The organism is Streptomyces sp. NPDC051569, assembly GCF_044454085.1.
In the GTDB taxonomy this organism is placed as follows: Bacteria; Actinomycetota; Actinomycetes; order Streptomycetales; family Streptomycetaceae; genus Streptomyces.
Genome location: NZ_JBITDJ010000002.1, coordinates 158,660 through 180,224, shown reverse-complemented (window position 1 = coordinate 180,224; position 21,565 = coordinate 158,660). Strand labels below are relative to the sequence as shown.

The window sequence follows — 21,565 nt, the reverse complement described above, 5'->3', positions numbered from 1 at the left end:
CACGGGGACTCCGGGCCCCGGCCGCCCGAATCCCCCGGCCCCCGGACGGATTCAGAACGCGTCCACCGCCACGTACGTCCCCCACACCTCCCGCAGCGCGTCGCACACCTCCCCCACCGTCGCCCGCGCCCTGAGCGCCGCCTTCATCGGATACAGCACGTTGTCCGTGCCCGCCGCCGCCTCCTTCAGCGCGGTGAGCGCCGCTTCCACCGCCCCCTGCTCGCGCTCCGCCCGCAGCCGGCCCAGCCGCGCCGCCTGCCGCGCCTCGATCTCCGGGTCGACGCGCAGGGGCTCGTACGGCTCCTCCTCGTCCAGCGTGTACCGGTTGACGCCGACGACCACCCGCTCGCCGCTGTCCGTCTCCCGCGCGACGGTGTAAGCGCTGCGCTCGATCTCGCCCTTCTGGAAGCCGCGTTCGATGGCCTCGACCGCACCGCCCAGGTCCTCGATCCGGGTCATCAGCGCGACCGCCGCGTCCTCCACCGCGTCCGTCATCCGCTCGACGGCGTACGAGCCGGCGAACGGGTCGACCGTCGCCGTCACGTCCGTCTCGTACGCCAGGACCTGCTGGGTACGCAGGGCGAGCCGGGCCGCCTTGTCGGTGGGGAGGCCGATGGCCTCGTCGAAGGAATTGGTGTGCAGCGACTGCGTACCGCCGAGGACCGCCGCGAGGCCCTGCACCGCCACCCGTACGAGATTGACCTCGGGCTGCTGGGCGGTCAGCTGCACGCCCGCCGTCTGGGTGTGGAAGCGCAGCATCAGTGACCTGGGGTCCTTCGCGCCGAACTCCTCGCGCATCACCCGCGCCCACATCCTGCGCGCCGCCCGGAACTTGGCGATCTCTTCGAGGATCGTCGTGCGCGCGACGAAGAAGAAGGAGAGCCGGGGCGCGAAGTCGTCGACGTCCATGCCCGCCGCGACAGCCGTCCGTACGTACTCGATGCCGTCCGCGAGCGTGAAGGCGATCTCCTGCGCGGGCGAGGCCCCTGCCTCCGCCATGTGGTACCCGGAGATCGAGATGGTGTTCCACCGGGGGATCTCGGCCCGGCAGTAGCGGAAGATGTCGGCGGTCAGCCGCAGCGAGGGCCGAGGCGGGAAGATGTACGTCCCGCGCGCGATGTACTCCTTCAGCACGTCGTTCTGGATCGTGCCGGTGAGCCGGGACGCGTCGATGCCCCGCTCCTCCGCGACCAGTTGGTAGAGGAGGAGCAGGAGGGCGGCCGGCGCGTTGATCGTCATCGAGGTGGAGACCTGGTCCAGCGCGATCCCGTCGAAGAGGACGCGCATGTCGTCGATCGAGTCGATGGCGACGCCGACCTTGCCGACCTCACCGCTCGCGATCGGCGCGTCGCTGTCGTATCCCATCTGGGTCGGCAGGTCGAAGGCGACGGACAGGCCGGTCGTGCCGTGCGCGATCAGCCGGCGGTAGCGCGCGTTGGACTCGGCGGCCGTGCCGAACCCGGCGTACTGGCGCATCGTCCACGGCCGGCCGGTGTACATCGTCGGGTAGACCCCCCGGGTGTACGGGTACGAGCCCGGCTCGCCGAGCTTCTCCGCCGGGTCCCACCCGGCCGCCGCTCCGGGGCCGTAGACGGGCTCGATGGGCAGTCCGCTCTCGGTGAGTCGTACGCCCTCGGTGGATCGGGCACCGCCGGTGGATCGGGCACCGCCGCTGACACCGCCGGACTCGCGCACCATGTGCCGTGCCTCCCACTGAGCCGACTGCCGCCTGACCGGCGCTGCGACGGACTGTAGTCGAACGGACCCGCCGCGTCACCCTTCCGGATCCGGCCCGGCCTGAACGCCGCATACCGGAGTGGAGCAACCTCCAGGTGCGGGAAGGTGGTTGACATGTCCGACGGTGCGGACGCCAGGGGACCCGGCAGAAACAGAGGGACGAAGATGCTCAGGAAAGCTGTCTTACGCAGAGGACTCGCGGCGGCCGCCGTCGTGGCGGTCGGCGCCGTCGGCGCCGGCTGTACGGTGCGGCCGGTCACCGGGCCGCCGGCCGCCGACGCCAAGCCGGGCGGCGGCCTCGCGGGGGAGGCCGCCACACCCCGCACCGAACCGGCGAGGCCCGTCGCGGACGCCACGAAGGCCGCGCCACCGACCCGTACACCCACCCCACCGCCCGCACCCGCACTCACACGCACGCCGCCCCCGAGCCCGAGCCCCGAGGCCACCCGCCCCGAGGCCACCCGCCCGCCGACGCTGATGGCGAGCGGCGCGCGGAGCGATCAGGTACGGGAACTCCAGTCCAGGCTCCGCCAGATCGGGTATTTCACCCGCACCCCCACCGGCTACTACGGCTCCGTCACGGCCGACGCCGTCTCCTCCTTCCAGGGCAGACGCGGACTGCCCCGCACCGGCGCGACGGACACGGTGACCTGGCAGAAGCTGCTCGGGATGACCAGGAAGCCGACCCGCGACGAGCTGCGCCCGCCCACCACCGAGCCGGTCGCCGCGCCCGATCCGCGGTGCTTGAAGGGCCGGGTGATGTGCATCAGCAAGAACAGCCGCACGCTCTCCTGGATGATCGACGGCACGGTGAAGTCGTCGATGGATGTCCGCTTCGGCTCGGAGTACACGCCGACCCGCGAGGGCACGTTCGAGGTGTTCTGGAAGTCCCGGCACCACGTCTCGACGCTGTACGACTCCCCCATGCCGTACGCGATGTTCTTCAGCGGCGGCCAGGCGGTGCACTACTCGGCGGACTTCGCGGCACGCGGTTACGCGGGCGCCTCGCACGGCTGCGTCAATGTCCGGGACGAGGGAAAGATCGCCTCGCTCTTCGAGCAGGTGCGCACGGGCGACAAGGTCGTCATCTACTGGTAGCCGCGCCGCCGGTGCGGAGGCGGGGGAAAGCGGCGCGGGGAAAGCGGCGCGGGGAAAGCGGCGCGGGGAAAGAGGTGCGGGGAAAGAGGCGCGAGCGGGACCGGGGGAACGTGTCCCGCCCGCGCCGGTTGCGCTGAGCCGAAGGTACGGGGGGAACCCCGGCTCGATGCGCGGCCGATGACCAGTCGGCTCACTCTTTACTGCGCCATAGCACGGAAAAACGTCACACCTCATGGTGCGAGAGGGAAACTCGCAGGTCAGAAAGGTGACGGCCCGGAGACATCGGAGTCCGGGTCCGGGAGCGGGGTCGGCGGGCCGGAGGGGCCGGGAGCCCAGGTCGGCATCGGCTCCGCCGGCTCGTAGGGGTACGGCGTCCAGCTGACGGGCGGCAGGGCGGTGTGCGGTGGCGGCGATCCGCCGCCACCTCCCTTACCGCCCGCGCCCCTGCTGTCACCCACGCCCCAGCTGTCGCCCGCGCCCCCGCCCCGTCCGGCGGCGTCGAGCATGCGCTCGCAGAAGCGTTCGGCGCCCCGGGCGCCTTCGGCCGCCGACTCCAGGGCGTCCTTGCGCTCCGGGTCGATCTCGCCGCTGCGGTAGTCGCGGCAGGCCCTGAGGGTGTCGCGGTACCACGCGTCGGCCTCGGCGCCCTGGGCCACGCCCGACCAGTCGCCGTACTCGCCGACCGGTCCTATCGGTGGGTCCGGCTCGTCCCCGGTGTCCCCGCCGCCCGGTTCCACCGAGGACGAGGGCGCGGGCGAGCCCTGACCGGCGGGGTGCCTGCCCAGGGCGCCCGCCGTGCTCGACGTGCCGGACGTACCGGGGGTGTCGGGGCCGGCTGGCCGGGCCGGGGCACGGCCGCGGTCGGACGGCCCGGAGGCCACCGGCCCCGGAGAAGCGACCGCCGAGACGGAGTTCGCGGGCATCGGGCCCCGTTCGCCGCGGAACAGCGAGGGCAGTGCGCCGGCGCCGGTGGCGACCGCCATCCCGCTCAGGGCGCAGCCGACCACCACAGCGGCGAGTCCCGCCCGTACCAGCCGGCCTGGCCGTACCAGCCGGCTCGGCCGCGTCAGCCTCGGCCGCGTCAGCTGCCTCGCCTGGCGGAAGGCGGCCAGGGCCGCGGCTTCACCCGGCAGTTCGGCATCGTTTGCGTACGTGACGGCGGCCGCGTCCCGCAGGGCGCCGACGAGCCGTTCCGCCTGGGCCGGGACGGGTTCACCGGCAGCCGTGACGGGCTCGCCGCGCAGTAATCTCTCCGCCGCGTCCCGGTCGAGCCACGCGTCACGCTCGTTGGCCATCACATGTTCTTCTGCGTCCGCAGCCGCGAATGCGTCACACCGGTGCGGGCCGCGCTCCCGGGCCGGGAGCGCGGCGACGGCGTTACGACACCGAGTCCCGCGCCGTGACCTGCGGCGCTCGGCTGAACCGTTTCCCTGACCATCGCGGGAAGGGATCCGTCTGCCGCGACGCACGCGTCGGGAGGGCCGTCCGCGTCGAGGAGTTCGGCGAGCCGCTTGAGACCCCGGTGCGCGGCCGTCCGTACCGCGCCGGGACGTTTGCCGAGTGTCATGGCCGCGCTCTTGGCGTCGAGCCCGACCACGACACGCAGCACGACGGCCTCGGCCTGGTCCTGCGGGAGCTGCGCTATCAGGGACATCGTGCGGCCGGTCGCGAGCGCCTCCATGGCCTCGTCCGCCGTGTCGGACTCGGCCGGTTTCCCGGTCAGTTCCGTCTCGTCGGCACCGATCGCGGGGCGCCTGCCCCGCATCCGTATGTGGTCGAGGGCGCGGTTACGGGCTATGCGGGCGGCCCAGCCACGGAAACGGTCGGCGTCCCCGCTGAAGCGGTCGAGGTCGCGGGCGATCTGGAGCCACGCCTCGGAGGCCACGTCCTCGGCGTCCGGTTCGCCGACCAGCGTCCGTAGGTAGCCCAACAGTCGCGGTTGCACGGCGCGGTACACAGTCCGGAAGGCGTACTCGTCCCCGTCCTGCGCCGCGAGCACCGCGGCGGTCAGCTCCGCGTCGTCCCCCAGCACTCCCTCAACCTGTCCTGAAATCGCGGCTGGTCACTGCCGCCCCGCCCCACACGCTTCCGCACGCTACGGCGTTCCTGGGGGCCGCGTCCATAACTTGTACAACCTGCAACAACTTACTGACGTTATGGCATGTGACAGAAAACGCATCCATGGCGCTGTTAGGAGTACGGGGCCGTATCGCGGCTCCGGCGGACGGCGACCGGGGCCTCTCCTGTGGGGGGTGGCGGCCCCGGTCGTCCTCCCCGCTCTCCCCCGGGCCCCGCGCGCCGGCCCGGGTACGAGGCGTCAGCTCCGCGCCCGCGCACGGCGCGAGACCACCGCTCGCAGCACCCGCTGTCCCTCGGTCGACAGGTCCATGACCCGGCGCAGCCCGGGAGCCCCCGGAGTCGCGGCCAGCACCTCCAGGATCCGTATCTGGCGGCGCAGTTCACCGGCGACGAGAGGGCCGACACCGTCGGCACCGTCCGTCCCGACCACCGCGTCCGCCACACCCTCCGCGTCCTCGCGGTACCGGGCCAGCCGCTCCGAGGCGGTGACGCTTCCCCTCGCGCCCTCGCCGACCGCGTCGAGCTGCTGGTGGATCTCCAGGGCGACGGCGGAGCAGGTGTCGGACCAGGCACGCAGCGGCTCGGCGGCCCACTCCGACGGCGCGGCGTCGAGCATGACCCGGACGAGCGCGGCGGCGACGTCCCTGGCTGCTTCGGCGCCGGCGGCGCTGTCGAGCGTGTCTCTGGCCGCCGTCAGCCGTTCCGGCCAGTCCGTGCCCGCGCGCACGATGCCCGCCCACAGGGGACGCAGGGCATCGGTCTCCTCCGCGAGCAGCGGCAGGCACCGGTCGAGGCAGGCGAGCCCACTCGCGGCCAGACCACGCTCATCCGCTTGTGCGATCAGCTTCACCAGGCTCATTCACGTCTCCCGTCGGCGGACGCAGTACTGACCACTACTGCGCCAAACGGCTGGATTTCGTCACTCGTAGATCATCGGGAACGAAACGGACCCGGCGAGGGAAACCGGCCGCGCGCGCCGTCGGAGCCTCGGGCCGCCGGACCGTCACACCCTCAGACGGACCCGTCCGACGCGCCCGGCCGAACCGGCCGAACCGGCGGAACCGGCGGAACCGGCGGAACCGGCATGGCGGGCATGGCGGGCATGGCGGGCATGGCGGGCGGGACGAACGGACCTGGGCCGCGCCCGAACGGTCCCTCCATCGCCATCCGGTGCTGCCTGCGCGTCAGCTCACGCACGAAGAGGATCGCGAGCACCGCGGCCAGCACATCGATCAGGTCCGCGACGAGCAGCACGCCTACGGCCTCCCGGATCTCGTCGGCCTCCTCGGCGCTCTCGTAGAGCCGGGAACCGAACTGCCCGAGCAGCAGAGTGCCGAGCCATGCCGCCCACCAGCCGTTGACGAGGCCGTACGACACCGGTCCGCGCGTCCCGTCCAGCGGGGACCGCGAGCTCGCCTCCCAGATGTCTCCGGCGATCCGGCGGGGCAGCCAGAGACACCCGACGGGCACGAACCACGATCCGATGGCCCACCCCTGGCCCATCCGGTGCGCGTCGGGGCCGAAGACGCTCGCGTTGGCCCGGACCCGATAGAACCAGATGAGGAAGACGACGATGGTCGCCAGCATCGTCAGCACCTGCACGACCCCGGCGCCGGCGTAGAGCACGTCGGCCAGGTCCAGGTCCTGGTCGGTGAAGGCGTCGTCGTTGCCGTCCAGCACGTCGGTCATCAGTCCGTACGAATTGGCCCCGGCCCCCAGCGCGAAGAGGTCGGCCGCGATAACGGTGCAGAGCAGTACGACCACCGCCTTCGACAGCCCGATCGGCGAGGCGAGCACCGGCCCGGAGTGGGCGGGCGGCCCGGGGTGAGCCGGCAGCCCGGGGTGAGCCGACAGCCCGGGGTGAGCCGACAGCCCGGGGTGAGCCGACAGCCCGGGAACGGGCGGGACGAGCGGGCCCGCTGTCCCGTCGGTGTTTCCCGGTGCGACGGCGCACTGGGCGCAGCGGCCTTCCTGGGTGACCGCCGCGCGTATCCGGCAGTTCGTGCAGAGCATGATGTGGAACCCCCCAAGGTCCTGGAACGCGCCCTCCCCCGGGCGCCGCCCTCCCCGGGCGCTCGCGGAACATACGCGCCCGGCGCGCACCCTGTCCACAGAGATCTGCCAGGTCAGGGCGCGGGCGCGTCAGGCCGTGCCGTCGAGCTTCCGCGCGAGCGCCATGAACCCACTCCAGCTCAGCGTCGGCTTCGCCGGGTTCCACAGCTTCTGGGACACCGCCCGCAGCGGCATCCTGATCCCCTGGGCCACCTGGTCCTGGGTCTGCGCGTTCGGGAAGTCGCCCCAGACGGCGAGCCGGCCGCCGAGGATCTGCTTCGAGTAGCGCGCGGGCACCGCCTTCGTGCCGCGCAGGACCAGCGGCGTCCACTGCTGGTAGATGCGCTGCCCGGTCGGGTAGATGAAGTTGTTCGGCTGGCCGAGTACGTAATAGAGGTACTCGTCGTTGAGGTTCACCACCGGGCGCCCCTCGCTCAGGTAGTCCACCGGAGGCCGGGCCCCGGCCTCCCGGCCCGTCCAGTACTCGACCTCCAGATTCTTGGCCGCCTGGACGACTCCGCCTCTGAAGATGCCGTCGTTCCACACCTTGGGCGTCTTCTTCAGCGGGCGCAGCACCGCCGCGCGGTCGTTCGTCCAGCCGGTCGTCAGGTCCTGGACCCGGCCCTTGCTGCCGTACTTCTTGACCGCGAGCTGGGCCAGTTGCGGATACGAGGCCTCCGGGTCCGGTACGACCAGCGCCTGGTACTCGTCCCCGCCGAGATGCCAGTACTTGCCCGGGAACAGCGCGGCGAATTCGCGGATCAGGTCGTCGATGAGCCGCGCGGACGCCGGGTTGGAGATGTCGATCGCGCCCTTCGTGGGCACTCCGCTGACGTTGCGGAGCTGGAGCTGCGGATAGGCCGCCAGCACCGCCCCGAGGTGTCCCGGGGAGTCGATCTCCGGCACGACGGTGATGTGCAGCTTGGCGGCGAGCGCCAGGATCTGCCGTACCTGGGCCTGGGAGAGATGCTGCTTGGAGACGATCCGGGGGTGGGTCCTGGACTCGATGCGGAAGCCCTGGTCGTCGGAGAAGTGCAGCCCCAGCTGGTTGAGCTTGAGGTCGGCCATCTCGCGCAGCCGGTCCTCGATCCACCCCGGCGTGTAGTACTTACGTGCGATGTCCAGGTTCAGCCCCCGCTGCGGGCGGCCCGGACGGTCCTTCACCACGCCTTCCGGCATCACCCCGTCGGCGCGCACCGACTGCTTGAGCGTGCGGGTGCCGTAGAAGACGCCGGCCTGGTCGGGCCCGGTGATCCGCACCTGCCCGCCGCTCACGGTGAGGGTGTACGACTCCGGGGTGCCGCTGCCGCTCTTGAGGGCCAGCACCACATCGCCGGAACGGGCCGCCGCCGTACCCCGGTAGGCGATCTTCAGCTCCTGGGCGAGCAGCTTGCCCTCGTCGGCGAGGCCTCCGCTGCCGCTCGCGATGACGACGCCGCTCTTGGCTCCCGGCCGCCAGCCGGGACCACGGGCCGCCTGGTGGGTCCGTACGGAGGGGATGCCGCGCGGAGCGGCGGAGAGGGGGAACGTCCGCGAGGGGGACGGCGAGGTCGAGGGGCTCGCGGAGGAGCGGGCCGTGGAGGAAGGAGCGGAGGCGGGCGCGGAAGCGGCCGGGGCGGAGGCGGATGCCGACCGCCCGCCGCTCGACGAACCGGAGCCATTTCCTCCGGAACCGCATGCCGCCACCGAGGTGGCTATGGCCGCCGCGAAGACCGCGCCGATGACCTGGGTACCCCGAGATGACCACATCACTCAGAAACCTCCCATGTGCGACAGAAGCACGGCGGACGTGCGGCGCGACGACGAGCGGAGCCGCGCGATGACGCGGGGCGATGGCGTCGTGACGACAGCGCAATGACGGCGCAACTAGGGCGAAGTTCTCATGACGACGTCTATCACGCGCGTCGAAACTCTCCCTTCCGGGTGAAAATCGGGCATCAATCGGGGTGTTCCGGCCGGACGCCGATAACGTAGCGTCACATTCTCAGCTTCACGCTCAACCGCACCGCCCGCTCCCGACGTCTGTCCCGACGCCTGCCCCGCGCCTGTTCCGACGCCGGCGCCGTACGCCTGCCCCACAGCCCGTCCCGCTTCCTGCCCTCTGCTTGTCCCCTTGCCCCCTGCCTTTGCCCGTCCTGTCACCTGCCTGCCCCCACGCCTGTCCCCCCACGCCTGCCGCCGCGCCGCGTTCGAGGAGCCCACGCTGTACAGCGCACCCCCCGCCGGTCCCCCGAACGGCCTCCGCTGCTTCAACGCCGCCCCGCTGAGTACCGCCGAAGCCGCGCTGCTCGCGTGCTGCGGCAGCCGGCGCTGGTCCCAGCGGCTGGCCGATCACCGCCCCTACCCCGATGTCGACGCCCTGCTCGCGGCCGCCGACGAGGCCAGCTACGACCTCTCGTTCCCGGACCTCGCCGAGGCGCTCGCCGCCGAGATCCCCCTCGGCCCGCCCCACGGCGCCCCGTCCGCGGCTCAGATCGCGCTGCGCGCCGCGTACGCCGAGTACGAGAGCCGCTTCGGCCACGCCTTCGTCATCAGCCTGGACCGGCACCACCCGGACGAGTACCTCGGCGAGGTGCTGGCCCGGATCCGTGCCCGGCTCACCCACGAGCCCGACCACGAGCGGGCCCTGGCCGCCGACGAGCTGCGCCGACTCGCCCGGAGCCGTCTCGCACATCTGATCGTCCAAGGTCCCGGATCGGGTGATCCGGACCATCCGCACCCTCCGAATCAGCGGAGATCGAGAATTTCCGACAGCCCTGATAGCCCGTCCGTGGCTGTTTGAATGCCTGTTTGATCACACATCCGGACCCGGCGCGAGCGAACCGACAACTCGTCGCTACGATGGCCGGGGCCGGTGGACCGTACCCGGCCGGGCGCGACCGACACCACTGTGCTTGATTGAGTAGAAGATGGCGGCCGGCCCCGATCACCGCTCCCGGAGGGTTTTCCGTGCCGGCTGGAACGCTGTACCGCGGCCGGGAAGGAATGTGGTCCTGGGTGGCTCATCGAGTCACCGGCGTCCTCATCTTCTTCTTCCTGTTCGTACACGTGCTGGACACCGCTCTTGTCCGTGTCTCTCCCCAGGCGTACGACGACGTCGTATCGACCTACAAGAACCCGGTCACCGCGCTGCTCGAGTACGGCCTTGTGGCCGCCATTCTCTTCCACGCGCTCAATGGCCTGCGTGTGATCGCCGTGGACTTCTGGTCCAAGGGCCCTCGCTACCAGAAGCAGATGCTGTGGACCGCCGTGGGCATCTGGCTCGTCCTGATGCTCGGCGCCCTCTACCCCGTGCTCGGCCACGCCGCGCGCGAAGTCTTCGGGAGCTGAGAGTCCACCCATGTCTTCCAACAACTCGGTAGCCGAGAGCTCCGCGATCGGTCCCGTCGAGGGCGCGAGCCTGTACGACGCGGACTTCCCGGCCCCGCTCATCGAGGCCCCGCGCCAGCGCACCGCCAAGACCCCGAAGACGACCCGTGGCAACTTCGAGATGGCCGCGTGGCTCTTCATGCGGCTGTCCGGCGTCGTCCTCGTCGTCCTGGTCATCGGCCACCTGATCATCCAGCTGGTGCTGGACGGCGGCGTCTCCAAGATCGGCTTCGCCTTCGTGGCCGGCCGCTGGGCGTCCCCGTTCTGGCAGGTCTGGGATCTGCTGATGCTGTGGCTCGCGATGCTGCACGGCGGCAACGGCCTCCGTACGGTCATCAACGACTACGCGGAACGCACGACCACGCGCCTGTGGCTCAAGGGCCTGCTGTACACCGCCACGGTGTTCACCATCCTTCTCGGATCGCTGGTGATCTTCACCTTCGACCCGAACATTTCGTAAAGCCGGGGCTGACGAGACCAATGAAGATCCATAAGTACGACACCGTCATCGTCGGCGCCGGTGGCGCCGGTATGCGCGCGGCCATCGAGTCGACCAAGCGCAGCCGTACCGCCGTGCTGACGAAGCTCTACCCGACCCGCTCCCACACGGGCGCCGCGCAGGGCGGCATGGCCGCCGCGCTCGCCAACGTGGAGGAGGACAACTGGGAGTGGCACACCTTCGACACGATCAAGGGTGGTGACTACCTGGTCGACCAGGACGCCGCCGAGATCCTGGCGAAGGAGGCCATCGACGCGGTCCTCGACCTGGAGAAGATGGGCCTGCCGTTCAACCGCACCCCGGACGGCACCATCGACCAGCGCCGCTTCGGCGGTCACTCCCGCAACCACGGTGAGGCGCCGGTCCGCCGGTCCTGCTACGCCGCGGACCGCACGGGCCACATGATCCTCCAGACGCTCTACCAGAACTGCGTCAAGGAGGGTGTGGAGTTCTTCAACGAGTTCTACGTCCTGGACCAGCTGATCACCGAGGTCGACGGCGTCAAGAAGTCCGCCGGTGTGGTCGCCTACGAGCTGGCCACCGGCGAGATCCACATCTTCCAGGCGAAGTCGGTCATCTACGCGTCCGGCGGCACCGGCAAGTTCTTCAAGGTGACGTCCAACGCGCACACCCTGACCGGTGACGGCCAGGCCGCCGTGTACCGGCGCGGGCTGCCCCTGGAGGACATGGAGTTCTTCCAGTTCCACCCGACGGGCATCTGGCGCATGGGCATCCTGCTCACGGAGGGCGCCCGCGGTGAGGGCGGCATCCTGCGCAACAAGGACGGCGAGCGCTTCATGGAGAAGTACGCGCCCGTCATGAAGGACCTCGCCTCGCGCGACGTCGTCTCGCGCTCCATCTACACGGAGATCCGCGAAGGCCGCGGCTGCGGTCCCGAGGGCGACCACGTCTACCTGGACCTCACGCACCTGCCGCCGGAGCAGCTGGACGCCAAGCTGCCCGACATCACGGAGTTCGCGCGGACGTACCTGGGCATCGAGCCGTACACGGACCCGATCCCGATCCAGCCCACCGCGCACTACGCCATGGGCGGCATCCCGACCAACGTCCAGGGTGAGGTCCTCGCGGACAACACCACGGTCGTCCCGGGCCTGTACGCGGCCGGCGAGGTGGCCTGTGTCTCGGTGCACGGCGCCAACCGCCTCGGCACCAACTCGCTGCTCGACATCAACGTGTTCGGCCGCCGCTCCGGCATCGCCGCCGCGGAGTACGCCGTGAAGAGCGAGTTCGTCGAGCTGCCGGAGAACCCGGCCGAGCTGGTCGAGAACCAGGTCGAGCGGCTGCGCAACTCCACGGGCAGCGAGCGGGTCGCGACGCTGCGCCTGGAGCTGCAGGAGACCATGGACGCCAACGTCATGGTGTTCCGTACCGAGCAGACGATCAAGACGGCGGTCGAGAAGATCGCCGAGCTGCGCGAGCGCTACCTGAACGTGTCCATCCAGGACAAGGGCCGGCGCTTCAACACGGATCTGCTGGAGGCCATCGAGCTGGGCAACCTGCTCGACCTGGCCGAGGTGATGGCGGTATCCGCGCTCGCCCGCAAGGAGTCCCGCGGCGGTCACTACCGCGAGGACTTCCCCACCCGGGACGACGTGAACTTCATGCGCCACACCATGGCGTACCGCGAGGTCGGCGACGACGGCAGCGAGTCGATCCGTCTCGATTACAAGCCGGTCGTCCAGACCCGCTACCAGCCGATGGAGCGTAAGTACTGATGGCTACCCCCACCATGGACCGGGTGGAGGAGGCGTCCGCCGCCTCCCACCTCATCACGGTCACTTTCCGGATCCGCCGCTTCAACCCCGAGGTCTCCGACGAGGCCCAGTGGCAGGATTTCCAGATCGACATCGACCCGAAGGAGCGCGTGCTCGACGGTCTCCACAAGATCAAGTGGGACCTGGACGGCTCGCTCACCTTCCGGCGCTCGTGCGCGCACGGCATCTGCGGCTCCGACGCGATGCGGATCAACGGCCGCAACCGGCTGGCGTGCAAGACGCTGATCAAGGACCTCAACCCCGCCAAGCCGATCACGGTCGAGCCCATCAAGGGCCTCACGGTCCTGAAGGACCTGATCGTGGACATGGACCCGTTCTTCCAGGCGTTCCGCGACGTGATGCCCTTCCTGGTCACCAGCGGCAACGAGCCGACGCGCGAGCGCCTGCAGTCCGCCGAGGACCGCGAGCGCTTCGACGACACCACCAAGTGCATCCTGTGCGCCGCGTGCACGTCGTCCTGCCCGGTCTTCTGGAACGACGGCCAGTACTTCGGTCCGGCCGCGATCGTGAACGCCCACCGCTTCATCTTCGACTCGCGTGACGAGGCCGGGGAGCAGCGCCTGGAGATCCTCAACGACAAGGACGGCGTGTGGCGTTGCCGCACCACGTTCAACTGCACGGATGCCTGCCCGCGCGGCATCGAGGTCACGAAGGCGATCCAGGAAGTCAAGCGCGCGCTGATCACGCGCCGCTTCTGACACCTCCGGCCGTCCGGCCGGTCTGACCGCAGGGGCCCGTCTCCGTACGCACACCGTACGGAAACGGGCCCTTCTTTGTGCTTGGATCGACGGAGTCGACCAAGGCCAGGGAAAGCGGGGAGAGATGACCGAGCCCAATCCGTCCGCGGACGGCGAGTACACGTGGGGACCGGCGCATCCGCAGGGCACGCCGGACGCCTCGGACGCGGCGGGCCACCCGAACACGCCGGGCGCCTCGGGCATGGGGGGCGCGACGGGCGCTCCGGAGTACGACTTCCCCGGGTCGATGTTCGCCGAGGGCAGGTGGGGGCCCCAGCCGACTCCCGCGTACGGCTATCCGCACCCGACGGCCGGGTACGGCTACCCGGGTCCCAGCACCGCCTTCCCCGCCCCGGTGGGCGGCCCCGGTGCGCCGTTGCTGTCGATCGGTGACATCACCGTCGTGAACGACGCGATCATCACGCCCGCCGGCACCCTGCCGCTCAGGGGCGCGGTGTGGAACGCGACGGACATGTCCCGTACGGAGGAGAAGATCCCGACGTACGCGGTCGTGCTGGCGATCGTCTTCGCCCTTCTCTGCCTGGTCGGTCTCTTCTTCCTGCTGATGAAGGAGAAGACAACGACCGGCTTCGTCCAGATCACGGTGACCAGCGGCGGCAAGCACCACGCGACGATGGTCCCGGCCCACCACCCGGGCACCTTCCAGATGGTGATGGGTCAGATCGGCTACGCCCGTTCGCTCAGCAGCATGTGACGTTCCACCAGGGCCCCGGCCGGCGCCCGCGCCCTCGGCCGGGGCTTCTTTCGCACTCTCCTTGAACATGTTCAAAATCAGGTCTACTGTTCAGGACATCAGCTTTTGAACACGTTCAAAGGAGGGTGGGGGATGGACCTCACTGTTGTCGCCTATGTGGTCTACCTGGTCATCAGCGTGGCACTCACGGTCTGGGTCGCCCGCACGCTGAGCCGGAACGGGCGGATCTTTCTCGCCGACGTGCTCCAGGGCGACGAGAAGCTCGCCGAAGCCGTCAACCACCTGCTGGTGGTCGGCTTCTACCTGGTCAACCTCGGCTTCGTCACGCTGTACCTCAAGAACGCCGACGCCATCAGGGACACCGCCGGGCTCTTCGACGCGCTCTCGGTGAAGGTCGGCGTCGTCCTGCTCGTCCTCGGGGCCATGCACCTCGGCAACGTGTACGTCCTCAACAAGATCCGGCGGCGCGGAATCATGGAGCGCGAGCAGCAGCCGCCCGTACCGCCGCAGGGGTGGACCGGCACCGCCCACAAGGGCCCCGGCCCGTGGACCGGTGCTCCGGCCGCCGGGGTGTGAGGGCCGGTGCCCACGCCCGTACGGGCGCTGACCGTGCTGTACGACGCGCGGTGCCCGCTCTGCGTCCATGTGCGGCACTGGCTGCTGCGCCAGCCGCAGCTCGTACCGATCGACCTGGTGCCCGCCGCCTCGCAGGAGGCGCGGCGGCGGTTCCCGGAGCTCGATCACCGCTCCACCCTCAAGGAGATCACCGCCATCGGTGACGGCGGCCAGGTCTACCGGGGTACGGCCGCCTGGATCGTCTGCCTGTGGGCCCTGGCCGAACACCGGCCCAAGGCCCATTGGCTGGCCACACCGGCCGGGGCCCCCTTCGCCCGGGTGAGCGTGCTCGCCGCCTCGAAGTACCGGGAGCTGACGGCCGCGCCCTGCGAGGACGGGTGTGAGGTACCGGTTCCGGCCGATTAGGCTCGGACACCGTGAGGGACATGAAGGACGAGATCGCCCCGCAGGACACGAAGGACGTCAAGGCCGCAGTGAAGGACGCGAAGCCCCCCGGGCCCACCCAGGCTCCCAAGCCCAAGAGCGAGCAGACCCGCACGCTCATCCTCGAAACCGCGCTGTGGCTCTTCCAGCAGCGCGGCTACGACAAGACGACCATGCGGGCCATCGCCCAGGAGGCCGGGGTCTCCGTCGGGAACGCGTACTACTACTTCTCGTCCAAGGAACATCTCGTCCAGGGCTTCTACGACCGGATCGCCGCCGAACACCGGGTGGCCGTGGGGCCCGTTCTGGAGCGGGAGAGCGATCTGGAGGCCCGCCTCGCCGGGGTACTGAAGGCCTGGCTCGACATCGCGGCGCCGTACCACGAGTTCGCCGCCCAGTTCTTCAAGAACGCGGCGGACCCCGAGAGCCCGCTGAGCCCGTTCTCCGCCGAATCGGAACATGCCCGCGAGGCGGCCATCGCCATCCACCGAGAGGTGCTGGCGGGCTCCAAGGCCAAGGTCGCGGAAGAACTGGCGGGCGTACTGCCGGAATTGATGTGGCTGTCCCAGATGGGACTCGTCCTGTACTGGGTGTTCGACCGCTCCGAGGACAGCGAGCGCAGCCGCCGGCTGGCCGAGCGCGGCGCCCGGCTCACCGCCCGGGGCGTCGCCCTCGCCCGGTTCCGGGTGCTCAGGCCGCTCGTACGGGAGGTGCACGAGCTGTTCGTGGACTTCCTGCCGGGCATGGCGGAAGTGGCCGTCTCCCGCAAAAAGAACTGACCCGCCGACGCGTCGGCGGGTCAGTTCGGACGGTCCGGGACTCACATCCGGTCCGGGGCCCGGATCCGGGCGCGGGGCTCGGGGCGCGGGGCGCGGGGCTCGGGGCGCGGGGCTCACATCCGGGCCCGGCTCCCGGATGCGGCCCGGCTCCCGGTCAGATCCGGCCCAGCTCCCAGAAGCGCCACAGTCCCGCGCCGTCCGAGAGGTACTGCGAGCCCGCGATGCTCTCCGCGCTGAGCACGTAGACCTTCTTCTGCCACAGCGGGAGGATCGGCACGTCCTGCGCCACCGCCACCTGCAGCGCCTTGAAGTCGTCGGTCGCGCGGCCACGGTCGCTGAACTGCTGGCTGGCCTCGATCAACTGGTTGACCTGGGAGCTGTCGTAGCCGTTGTGGAAGGCGTTGTCCCGGCCCACGACGGGCGCCACGAAGCTGTCGGGGTCGGGGAAGTCCGGCACCCAGCCCACGGTGTAGGCGTCGTACTTCCCGGTGGAGTAGTCCTTCTGGAAGTCGGTCCACTCCTTCTCGACGATCTTCACCTTGAACAGCCCGGTGGCCTCCAGCTGCCTGCGCAGCTCCTCGCCCTCGGGGCCGGCCGATCCGTTCCGGGCGTGCCCGAGCGTGAACTCCACGGGCGTCGCGATCCCGGCGTCCGCCAGCAGCTCCTCGGCCCGCGCGGCGTCCGGCTTCGGGTAGACGTCGAAGAACGGGGTGCTGTGGGAGGTGATACCCACGGGGATCAGCGAGTAGAGCGGGTCCACCGTCGAGTCGTAGATGTCGGTCACGATCTTGGGGCGGTCCAGGAGGGCGGCGACCGCCTGGCGCACGGCCTTGTCCTCCATGGCCGAGCCCTTTTTCAGGTTGAAGACCATGTGGCGGATCTCGGCGCCCTCGGACTCGTTGACCCGGATGTCGCCCCGGGTCGCGTCGAGCCCGGCGATCAGCGACGGCGGCAGCTGCTCCAGGGTCACCTCGAGCGTGCGGCTCGTCCACGCGGCGGCCATCTCTTCGGACGACTCGTAGAAGTGAAGGTCCACCGGCCCGCCGGAACGGCTCGCGGCCCCCCGGTACTTGGGGTTCGGCGTCAGGCTGAGGTCCGCGCCCTCGGTGTATTGCGTGAGGAGGTACGGACCCGAACCGTCGACCGTGCTGCCCTTGCGCAGCTGCTCACCCGGGTACGTGGTGTGGTCGACGATCGCGCCGGCGCCCGTGGCGATCGTGTACGGGAAGGTCGCGTCCCGGGCGGAGAGATGGAAGGTGACCTTCTGGCCCTCCGCGTCGACCGACTTCAGACTCGGGAAGAGGGACGCCGGTCCCAGGTCCGAATTGATCTTCAGCATCCGGTCGAAGGAGTACTTGACGTCCTCGCCGGTCATCTTGTGGCCGTTGGAGAAGCTGACGTCGTCCCGCACCTCACAGACGTAGGTGCGCAGATCCGCGTCGGTGAACCCGCACTTGCGCGCCGCGTCCGGCTCGGGCGTGACCGAGCTGGGCTTGAAGGTCAGCAAGGACTGGTAGATGTTCCCGAACAACGCCCAGGAACCGGCGTCGTAGGCCCCTGCGGGGTCGAGTGAGGAGACCACGTCGGTGGTACCGACCGAGATCGCCTTCTGCTCGGTTTTGCTGGACGGGAGCAGCTGCCAGCCGCCCACACCCGCGATCACGAGTACCAGACAAGTGATGAGTATCCGAAAACGGATCGAACGCATGTCGCTGTGCCCCTTTGCCACGCCCACCCCGGGCCGTGATGTAAAGCAGCCAATCACAAAATGCGCAATAGGTGGAAGCGGAGCGGGGCTCACAGAGGCAACAATCTTGTCACTACCACGACATAGTGCGACCATGCCGAACCCCCGCACCCTGGGCTGCCGTCCGGCCGGGCGGGAACGCGGCAGGGGCGGGGCGGCTCTCGCGAGCCGCCCCGCCCCTGAGCCTCAGGACTACAAGCCGGCGGGGGTCCGCTGGAGGAACGCGGCGTTCCAACCGGACAGCTCGGCGGGGCGGTTGGTGATGATGCCGTCCACCCCGGCGGCCTCCAGCGCCTTCCAGCGGTCAGCCGTGTCCACGGTCCACACGGTCACGGCGACCCCGGCCGCGTGCAGGGCGCCGATGACGCCCGGCTTCGCGCTGAAGCCCGCGTCGGACGGGTTGTAGGAGGCCAGGTGCAGCTCCTTGGAGATCGCCACCGGGTCGCTGTCCATCTTGTCCCGCAGCAGGGCGAGGGGCAGTTCGGGCGCGAGCTCGTAGGTGTAGCGCAGGGCGTCGACCTCGAAGCTCTGCACGAAGACCCGGCCGGTCATACCGTTCGCGCGGATGGTGTCGACGATGGTCGCCACCTCCGCCTTGGTGTGCGCGCCCTTGATCTCCAGCAGCAGATCGCCGCCACGGGTCTTCAGGTCCCGCAACTGGGCCGCCAGCGTCGGGATCCGCTCGCCGGCGTAGGCCGGGGCGAACCAGGAACCGGCGTCGAGCGCGTTCAGCTGGGCGGACGTCAGGCTCCTCACCGCGCCGGTGCCGTTGGTCGTGCGGTCCACGGTCGAGTCGTGGATGACGTACGGCACGCCGTCCTTGCTCGGCTGGACGTCGTTCTCGATGAACTCGGCGCCACCCCTGCGGGCCACCTCGTCGGAGACCAGCGTGTTCTCGGGCGCGGCGGCGGCAGCGCCCCGGTGTCCGTTCACGGTGAGCGGCGCACCGGCGGGCCGGATGTAGCTCCGCGCGGCCAGCTCGGTCACCTTGAGGTCGTCGAACGACACCGTGGCGCCGTTGACGAGCAGCCCCTGCACCCCGGCGGCGGACCGGACGACCTTGCTGGTCCGCAGCGCCTCCTTGCCGTCGAAGAACCAGACGGCCTGGGCGCCGTGCACCTCGACGGCGATCTTCACGTCCTTGCCGGTACCGGCGGCGGTCGGCGCCGGACCGGTGTCGGTGACGTTCCAGGTCTCGGAGGTGGTGCGCTGGGCGAACTCCAGACCGTTGCTCGCGGTGGTGCCGGTCCGCATGGTCGCGATCGACCACGGCACGGCCCCGCCCGCCGGGACGTCGATCCCCAGGGCAGCCCACCGGCCGCTGTCCAGGGCCGACTCGAAGCGCGCGGTCGCCTCGACACGGAAGTCGTTGAGGTGCTCGCCGAAGGTGATGCGGCTCTGCTGACCGGAACTGGCGGACGTGCCGTACAGACGCCCGTCCTTGACCTGCCAGGTGCCGTCGACGGCCTTGAATCCACTCGGCAGCGCGGTGCCGGAGAAGTCGGAGGAAACGACCACCCGGCCGGCCCCTGAGGCCGTGGGGGTGGCGGTCGCGCCGGCCGCGATGGCGACCGACGGAACGGAGACGGCGATGAGCGCGGACGTGAGCAGCGCGCTCTGTGCACGGATCGGAAGGCGTGACATGGCCACGACCGTAGACATCCCTGGCGAATATCAGCGCGCGACTCACCAAACACGGGAGGACAACCGGGCAACCGAAGATCGTCAAGCGCGCCGCCCGATGGCTGAGCCCGCTCGGCGTGTCCGCACCGGGGGCGGCGACATGGCGTCGCGGTCGTGTCGTTGCTCCGCGCCGAGTGGGAGGCACTGGACCGCCCCCGGTCCTGGGAGCTTTGATCAGGCCTGGCGGGAGGCCAGTTCGACAATCGTGATGTCGGAGGGGGCGCCGACCCGGACCGGCGGGCCCCAGGCGCCCGCGCCGCGCGACACGTAGAGCTGGGTGTCGCCGTACCGCTCCAGGCCGGCCACGGTCGGGTTGGCGAGGCCCGCGATGAGGTTGCCGGGCCAGAGCTGGCCGCCGTGGGTGTGACCGGAGAGCTGGAGGTCGACGCCCTGGCGTACCGCGTCGTCGATGACGATCGGCTGGTGGGCGAGGAGTACGGACGTGCGGGACCGGTCACGGTCGCCGAGCGCCTTCGCGAAGTCGGGGCCCGAGCCCTCACTCTCGCCCGCGACGTCGTTGACCCCGGCGAGGTCGAAGCCCGCGATCTCCACGCGCTCGTTCTCCAGGGGGTGCAGCCCCAGCTCCCGGACGTGGTCCACCCAGGCGGCCGCGCCGGAGAAGTACTCGTGGTTGCCGGTGACGAAGAAGGAGCCGTGCGGGGCGCGCAGCCCGGACAGCGGTTCCGCGGCGGGGCCGAGGTTCTCGACGCTGCCGTCCACCAGGTCACCGACGACGGCGATCAGATCGGGCTGGGTGGAGTTGATCGTGTCGACGATGCGCTGCGTGTGCGCGCGGCCCAGGATCGGGCCGAGGTGGATGTCGCTGACGACCGCGATACGGAAGCCGTGGGCGGCGCGCGGCAACTTCGCGAGCGGGATGGTGAGGCGCTTGACCTGGGGGCCGCGCAGGACGCCGTAGGTGCCGTACCCGACCGTGGCGAGGGCGGCCGTCGCCGCCGCGCCGCCGACCACGCGCGAGACGAAGAGCCGACGGGAGGGAGAGGTCGCGGCGGGGACCGACGGGGTCTCGGCGGTGGTCGCGGACGCCGGCTTCACTGACGTACCGGCGGGTATGACCGCGTCGGCCGGAGTCCGGGTCTGCGTCCCGGCCTGGGGCTGCGTCTGCGTCTGCGTCTGCGATTGACTCTGTGTTTCGGCCGGCTGCCGGTTCTTGAGCGGCCGCAGCAGCAGGGGCCGTACGGCCTCCCCCACCAGCAGCGCCAGCAGCAGGTAGATCAGCACCGCCAGCCACAGGAACCCCGGCCAGGCCATGACCTGTTGCGACCAGAAGGGCGCTCCGGAGCGGCCCGAGCTCACGGCGCCGATCGCCAGCAGCGGCAGCAGTACGGCCGCGGCCGTACCCAGCCTGCGGGCCAGGCCGCGCGGCTTCGTCGTGTCGCGTACCAGGCGGCGCCACACATACCAGTGCGCGGCCACCACCAGCGCGACGGCCACGAGCACCATCAGAACCACCACGACGACCACGAGTGGTCTCCCCCATCCCCTGTTGTTCGGGCTGTCCGCGCGTTGTTTGGGTTGTCTCGCGTTGTTTCGCGTTGTTTCGCGTTACACGCGCTGTTCGCGCCGCAGCGCGCGGGCGCCGCGGAACCCGATCACGCCGACGGCCGTCCCCAGGAGGAAGGACGCGATGGCGAGCAGCAGGTGCACCCAGAAATACCCGGTCGGATCACCGGCGTCGTCGAAGGCGAGACCGCTGCCGTCCTGCCAGAGATTCTTCGCGAACGTGATCCAGATGAACCAACTCCAGACGCCGAACGCGAGCAGGAACCAGGACACGGGACGGCTGAGCTTCATGGCTTCAGTATCGCCGCCGCCCCGCCGGCGCCGTCGGCGGGGCGGCGGTCAGGCCCGCCGACGGGCAGCGGAATGACTTCTTCCGTTTCAACCCCCGGCGGAAACGGGAAAGCATGCGCCGCCGCGCGTGCCGTCGCGCGGCACGGATCAGCGGACGCACAGACCAGCGGACCAGCGGACCAGCGGACCAGCACCGGGAGGCAGGACATGGACTACGAAATGCGTGCCGAGTACGCGGAGGGCTCCTCACCCGGGGAGCAGGATCCTCAGCTGGAGGTGTGGCACATCACACGGGTGGGCGAGGCCATGGGCCTGTGCGGGCGTGACCTGCTGCCTTCCGCCGTCACGCAGTCCTCGGACGCGTGGGGCACCCCCGCCGGACAGCCTCTCTGCCACAGCTGCGGCGCTCTCTACCTCCACCAGGTCCGCTGAAGCAGTCACCGGTTCACCCCGCCGGTGT

The 21,565-nt window shown here is 70.4% G+C and carries 21 protein-coding genes; 11 read left to right on the top strand and 10 right to left on the bottom strand.

What is annotated here, in order from left to right:
• Nucleotides 1-51 precede the first annotated feature (51 nt).
• A complete protein-coding gene (locus ACIBAE_RS03770) occupies nt 52-1,698 on the bottom strand; it encodes a methylmalonyl-CoA mutase (protein ID WP_399282166.1) in 1,647 nt (548 codons plus the stop codon).
• Between the two features lie 204 nt (nt 1,699-1,902).
• Here ACIBAE_RS03770 and ACIBAE_RS03765 point away from each other — a divergent pair, with 204 nt between their 5' ends.
• A complete protein-coding gene (locus ACIBAE_RS03765) occupies nt 1,903-2,835 on the top strand; it encodes a peptidoglycan-binding protein (protein WP_399282165.1) in 933 nt (310 codons plus the stop codon).
• A 257-nt stretch (nt 2,836-3,092) separates the two neighbouring features.
• Here ACIBAE_RS03765 and ACIBAE_RS03760 read toward each other — a convergent pair whose 3' ends face one another.
• From ACIBAE_RS03760 to ACIBAE_RS03740, 5 genes are all read right to left on the bottom strand, one after another.
• The gene (locus tag ACIBAE_RS03760; RefSeq protein ID WP_399282164.1) at nt 3,093-4,130 is read right to left on the bottom strand and encodes a hypothetical protein; all 1,038 of its coding nucleotides are present in this window, start codon (nt 4,128-4,130) and stop codon (nt 3,093-3,095) included.
• Nucleotides 4,130-4,867, bottom strand: a complete 738-nt coding sequence (locus tag ACIBAE_RS03755) for an RNA polymerase sigma factor (protein WP_399282163.1) — start codon at nt 4,865-4,867, stop codon at nt 4,130-4,132. Before ACIBAE_RS03755 ends, ACIBAE_RS03760 begins: the two co-directional genes overlap by 1 nt.
• Nucleotides 4,868-5,152: 285 nt before the next feature.
• Nucleotides 5,153-5,773 (bottom strand): hypothetical protein, encoded by a 621-nt coding sequence (locus ACIBAE_RS03750; protein ID WP_399282162.1) that lies wholly within the window; start codon nt 5,771-5,773, stop codon nt 5,153-5,155.
• 152 nt (nt 5,774-5,925) lie between these two features.
• On the bottom strand, nt 5,926-6,927 hold the full coding sequence (locus ACIBAE_RS03745) for a DUF4328 domain-containing protein (RefSeq protein WP_399282161.1): 1,002 nt from the start codon (nt 6,925-6,927) through the stop codon (nt 5,926-5,928).
• A 129-nt stretch (nt 6,928-7,056) separates the two neighbouring features.
• Nucleotides 7,057-8,715, bottom strand: coding sequence for a glycoside hydrolase family 20 protein (locus ACIBAE_RS03740; protein ID WP_399282160.1), 1,659 nt, complete (start codon nt 8,713-8,715; stop codon nt 7,057-7,059).
• A gap of 364 nt (nt 8,716-9,079) precedes the next feature.
• On the opposite strand from ACIBAE_RS03740, the gene ACIBAE_RS03735 reads away from it, so the two are divergent.
• The 9 genes from ACIBAE_RS03735 (at nt 9,080) to ACIBAE_RS03695 (ending at nt 15,860) form a co-directional block, all read left to right on the top strand.
• Nucleotides 9,080-9,748, top strand: coding sequence for a 2-oxo-4-hydroxy-4-carboxy-5-ureidoimidazoline decarboxylase (locus tag ACIBAE_RS03735; protein ID WP_399282159.1), 669 nt, complete (start codon nt 9,080-9,082; stop codon nt 9,746-9,748).
• A 167-nt stretch (nt 9,749-9,915) separates the two neighbouring features.
• Nucleotides 9,916-10,296 (top strand): succinate dehydrogenase, cytochrome b556 subunit, encoded by a 381-nt coding sequence (gene sdhC / locus ACIBAE_RS03730; protein ID WP_399282158.1) that lies wholly within the window; start codon nt 9,916-9,918, stop codon nt 10,294-10,296.
• A 10-nt stretch (nt 10,297-10,306) separates the two neighbouring features.
• Complete coding sequence (locus tag ACIBAE_RS03725) at nt 10,307-10,795, top strand: succinate dehydrogenase hydrophobic membrane anchor subunit (protein ID WP_399282157.1); 489 nt, start codon at nt 10,307-10,309, stop codon at nt 10,793-10,795.
• A gap of 20 nt (nt 10,796-10,815) precedes the next feature.
• The gene (gene sdhA / locus ACIBAE_RS03720; RefSeq protein WP_399282156.1) at nt 10,816-12,570 is read left to right on the top strand and encodes a succinate dehydrogenase flavoprotein subunit; all 1,755 of its coding nucleotides are present in this window, start codon (nt 10,816-10,818) and stop codon (nt 12,568-12,570) included.
• The gene (locus ACIBAE_RS03715) at nt 12,570-13,328 is read left to right on the top strand and encodes a succinate dehydrogenase iron-sulfur subunit (protein ID WP_399282155.1); all 759 of its coding nucleotides are present in this window, start codon (nt 12,570-12,572) and stop codon (nt 13,326-13,328) included. The genes sdhA and ACIBAE_RS03715 overlap by 1 nt, the downstream gene beginning before the upstream one ends.
• 124 nt (nt 13,329-13,452) lie before the next feature.
• Complete coding sequence (locus ACIBAE_RS03710) at nt 13,453-14,082, top strand: hypothetical protein (protein WP_399282154.1); 630 nt, start codon at nt 13,453-13,455, stop codon at nt 14,080-14,082.
• A gap of 132 nt (nt 14,083-14,214) precedes the next feature.
• Nucleotides 14,215-14,658, top strand: coding sequence for a hypothetical protein (locus ACIBAE_RS03705; protein ID WP_399282153.1), 444 nt, complete (start codon nt 14,215-14,217; stop codon nt 14,656-14,658).
• Nucleotides 14,659-14,664: 6 nt separating this feature from the next.
• Nucleotides 14,665-15,063, top strand: a complete 399-nt coding sequence (locus ACIBAE_RS03700; RefSeq protein ID WP_399282152.1) for a thiol-disulfide oxidoreductase DCC family protein — start codon at nt 14,665-14,667, stop codon at nt 15,061-15,063.
• Between the two features lie 20 nt (nt 15,064-15,083).
• Nucleotides 15,084-15,860, top strand: a complete 777-nt coding sequence (locus ACIBAE_RS03695; RefSeq protein ID WP_399282151.1) for a TetR family transcriptional regulator — start codon at nt 15,084-15,086, stop codon at nt 15,858-15,860.
• Nucleotides 15,861-16,014: 154 nt separating this feature from the next.
• On the opposite strand, the gene ACIBAE_RS03690 is transcribed toward ACIBAE_RS03695, so the two are convergent.
• The 4 genes from ACIBAE_RS03690 to ACIBAE_RS03675 form a co-directional block, all read right to left on the bottom strand.
• Complete coding sequence (locus tag ACIBAE_RS03690) at nt 16,015-17,568, bottom strand: ABC transporter substrate-binding protein (protein WP_399282150.1); 1,554 nt, start codon at nt 17,566-17,568, stop codon at nt 16,015-16,017.
• Nucleotides 17,569-17,799: 231 nt separating this feature from the next.
• Entirely contained in the window at nt 17,800-19,251 is a 1,452-nt protein-coding gene (locus ACIBAE_RS03685) for a glycerophosphodiester phosphodiesterase (protein ID WP_399282149.1), read from the bottom strand.
• A gap of 213 nt (nt 19,252-19,464) precedes the next feature.
• On the bottom strand, nt 19,465-20,754 hold the full coding sequence (locus tag ACIBAE_RS03680) for a metallophosphoesterase (protein ID WP_399282558.1): 1,290 nt from the start codon (nt 20,752-20,754) through the stop codon (nt 19,465-19,467).
• A gap of 102 nt (nt 20,755-20,856) precedes the next feature.
• Entirely contained in the window at nt 20,857-21,105 is a 249-nt protein-coding gene (locus tag ACIBAE_RS03675; protein ID WP_399282148.1) for an SCO4848 family membrane protein, read from the bottom strand.
• Between the two features lie 207 nt (nt 21,106-21,312).
• On the opposite strand from ACIBAE_RS03675, the gene ACIBAE_RS03670 reads away from it, so the two are divergent.
• Complete coding sequence (locus ACIBAE_RS03670) at nt 21,313-21,537, top strand: hypothetical protein (protein WP_399282147.1); 225 nt, start codon at nt 21,313-21,315, stop codon at nt 21,535-21,537.
• The last annotated feature ends 28 nt before the right edge of the window (nt 21,538-21,565 follow it).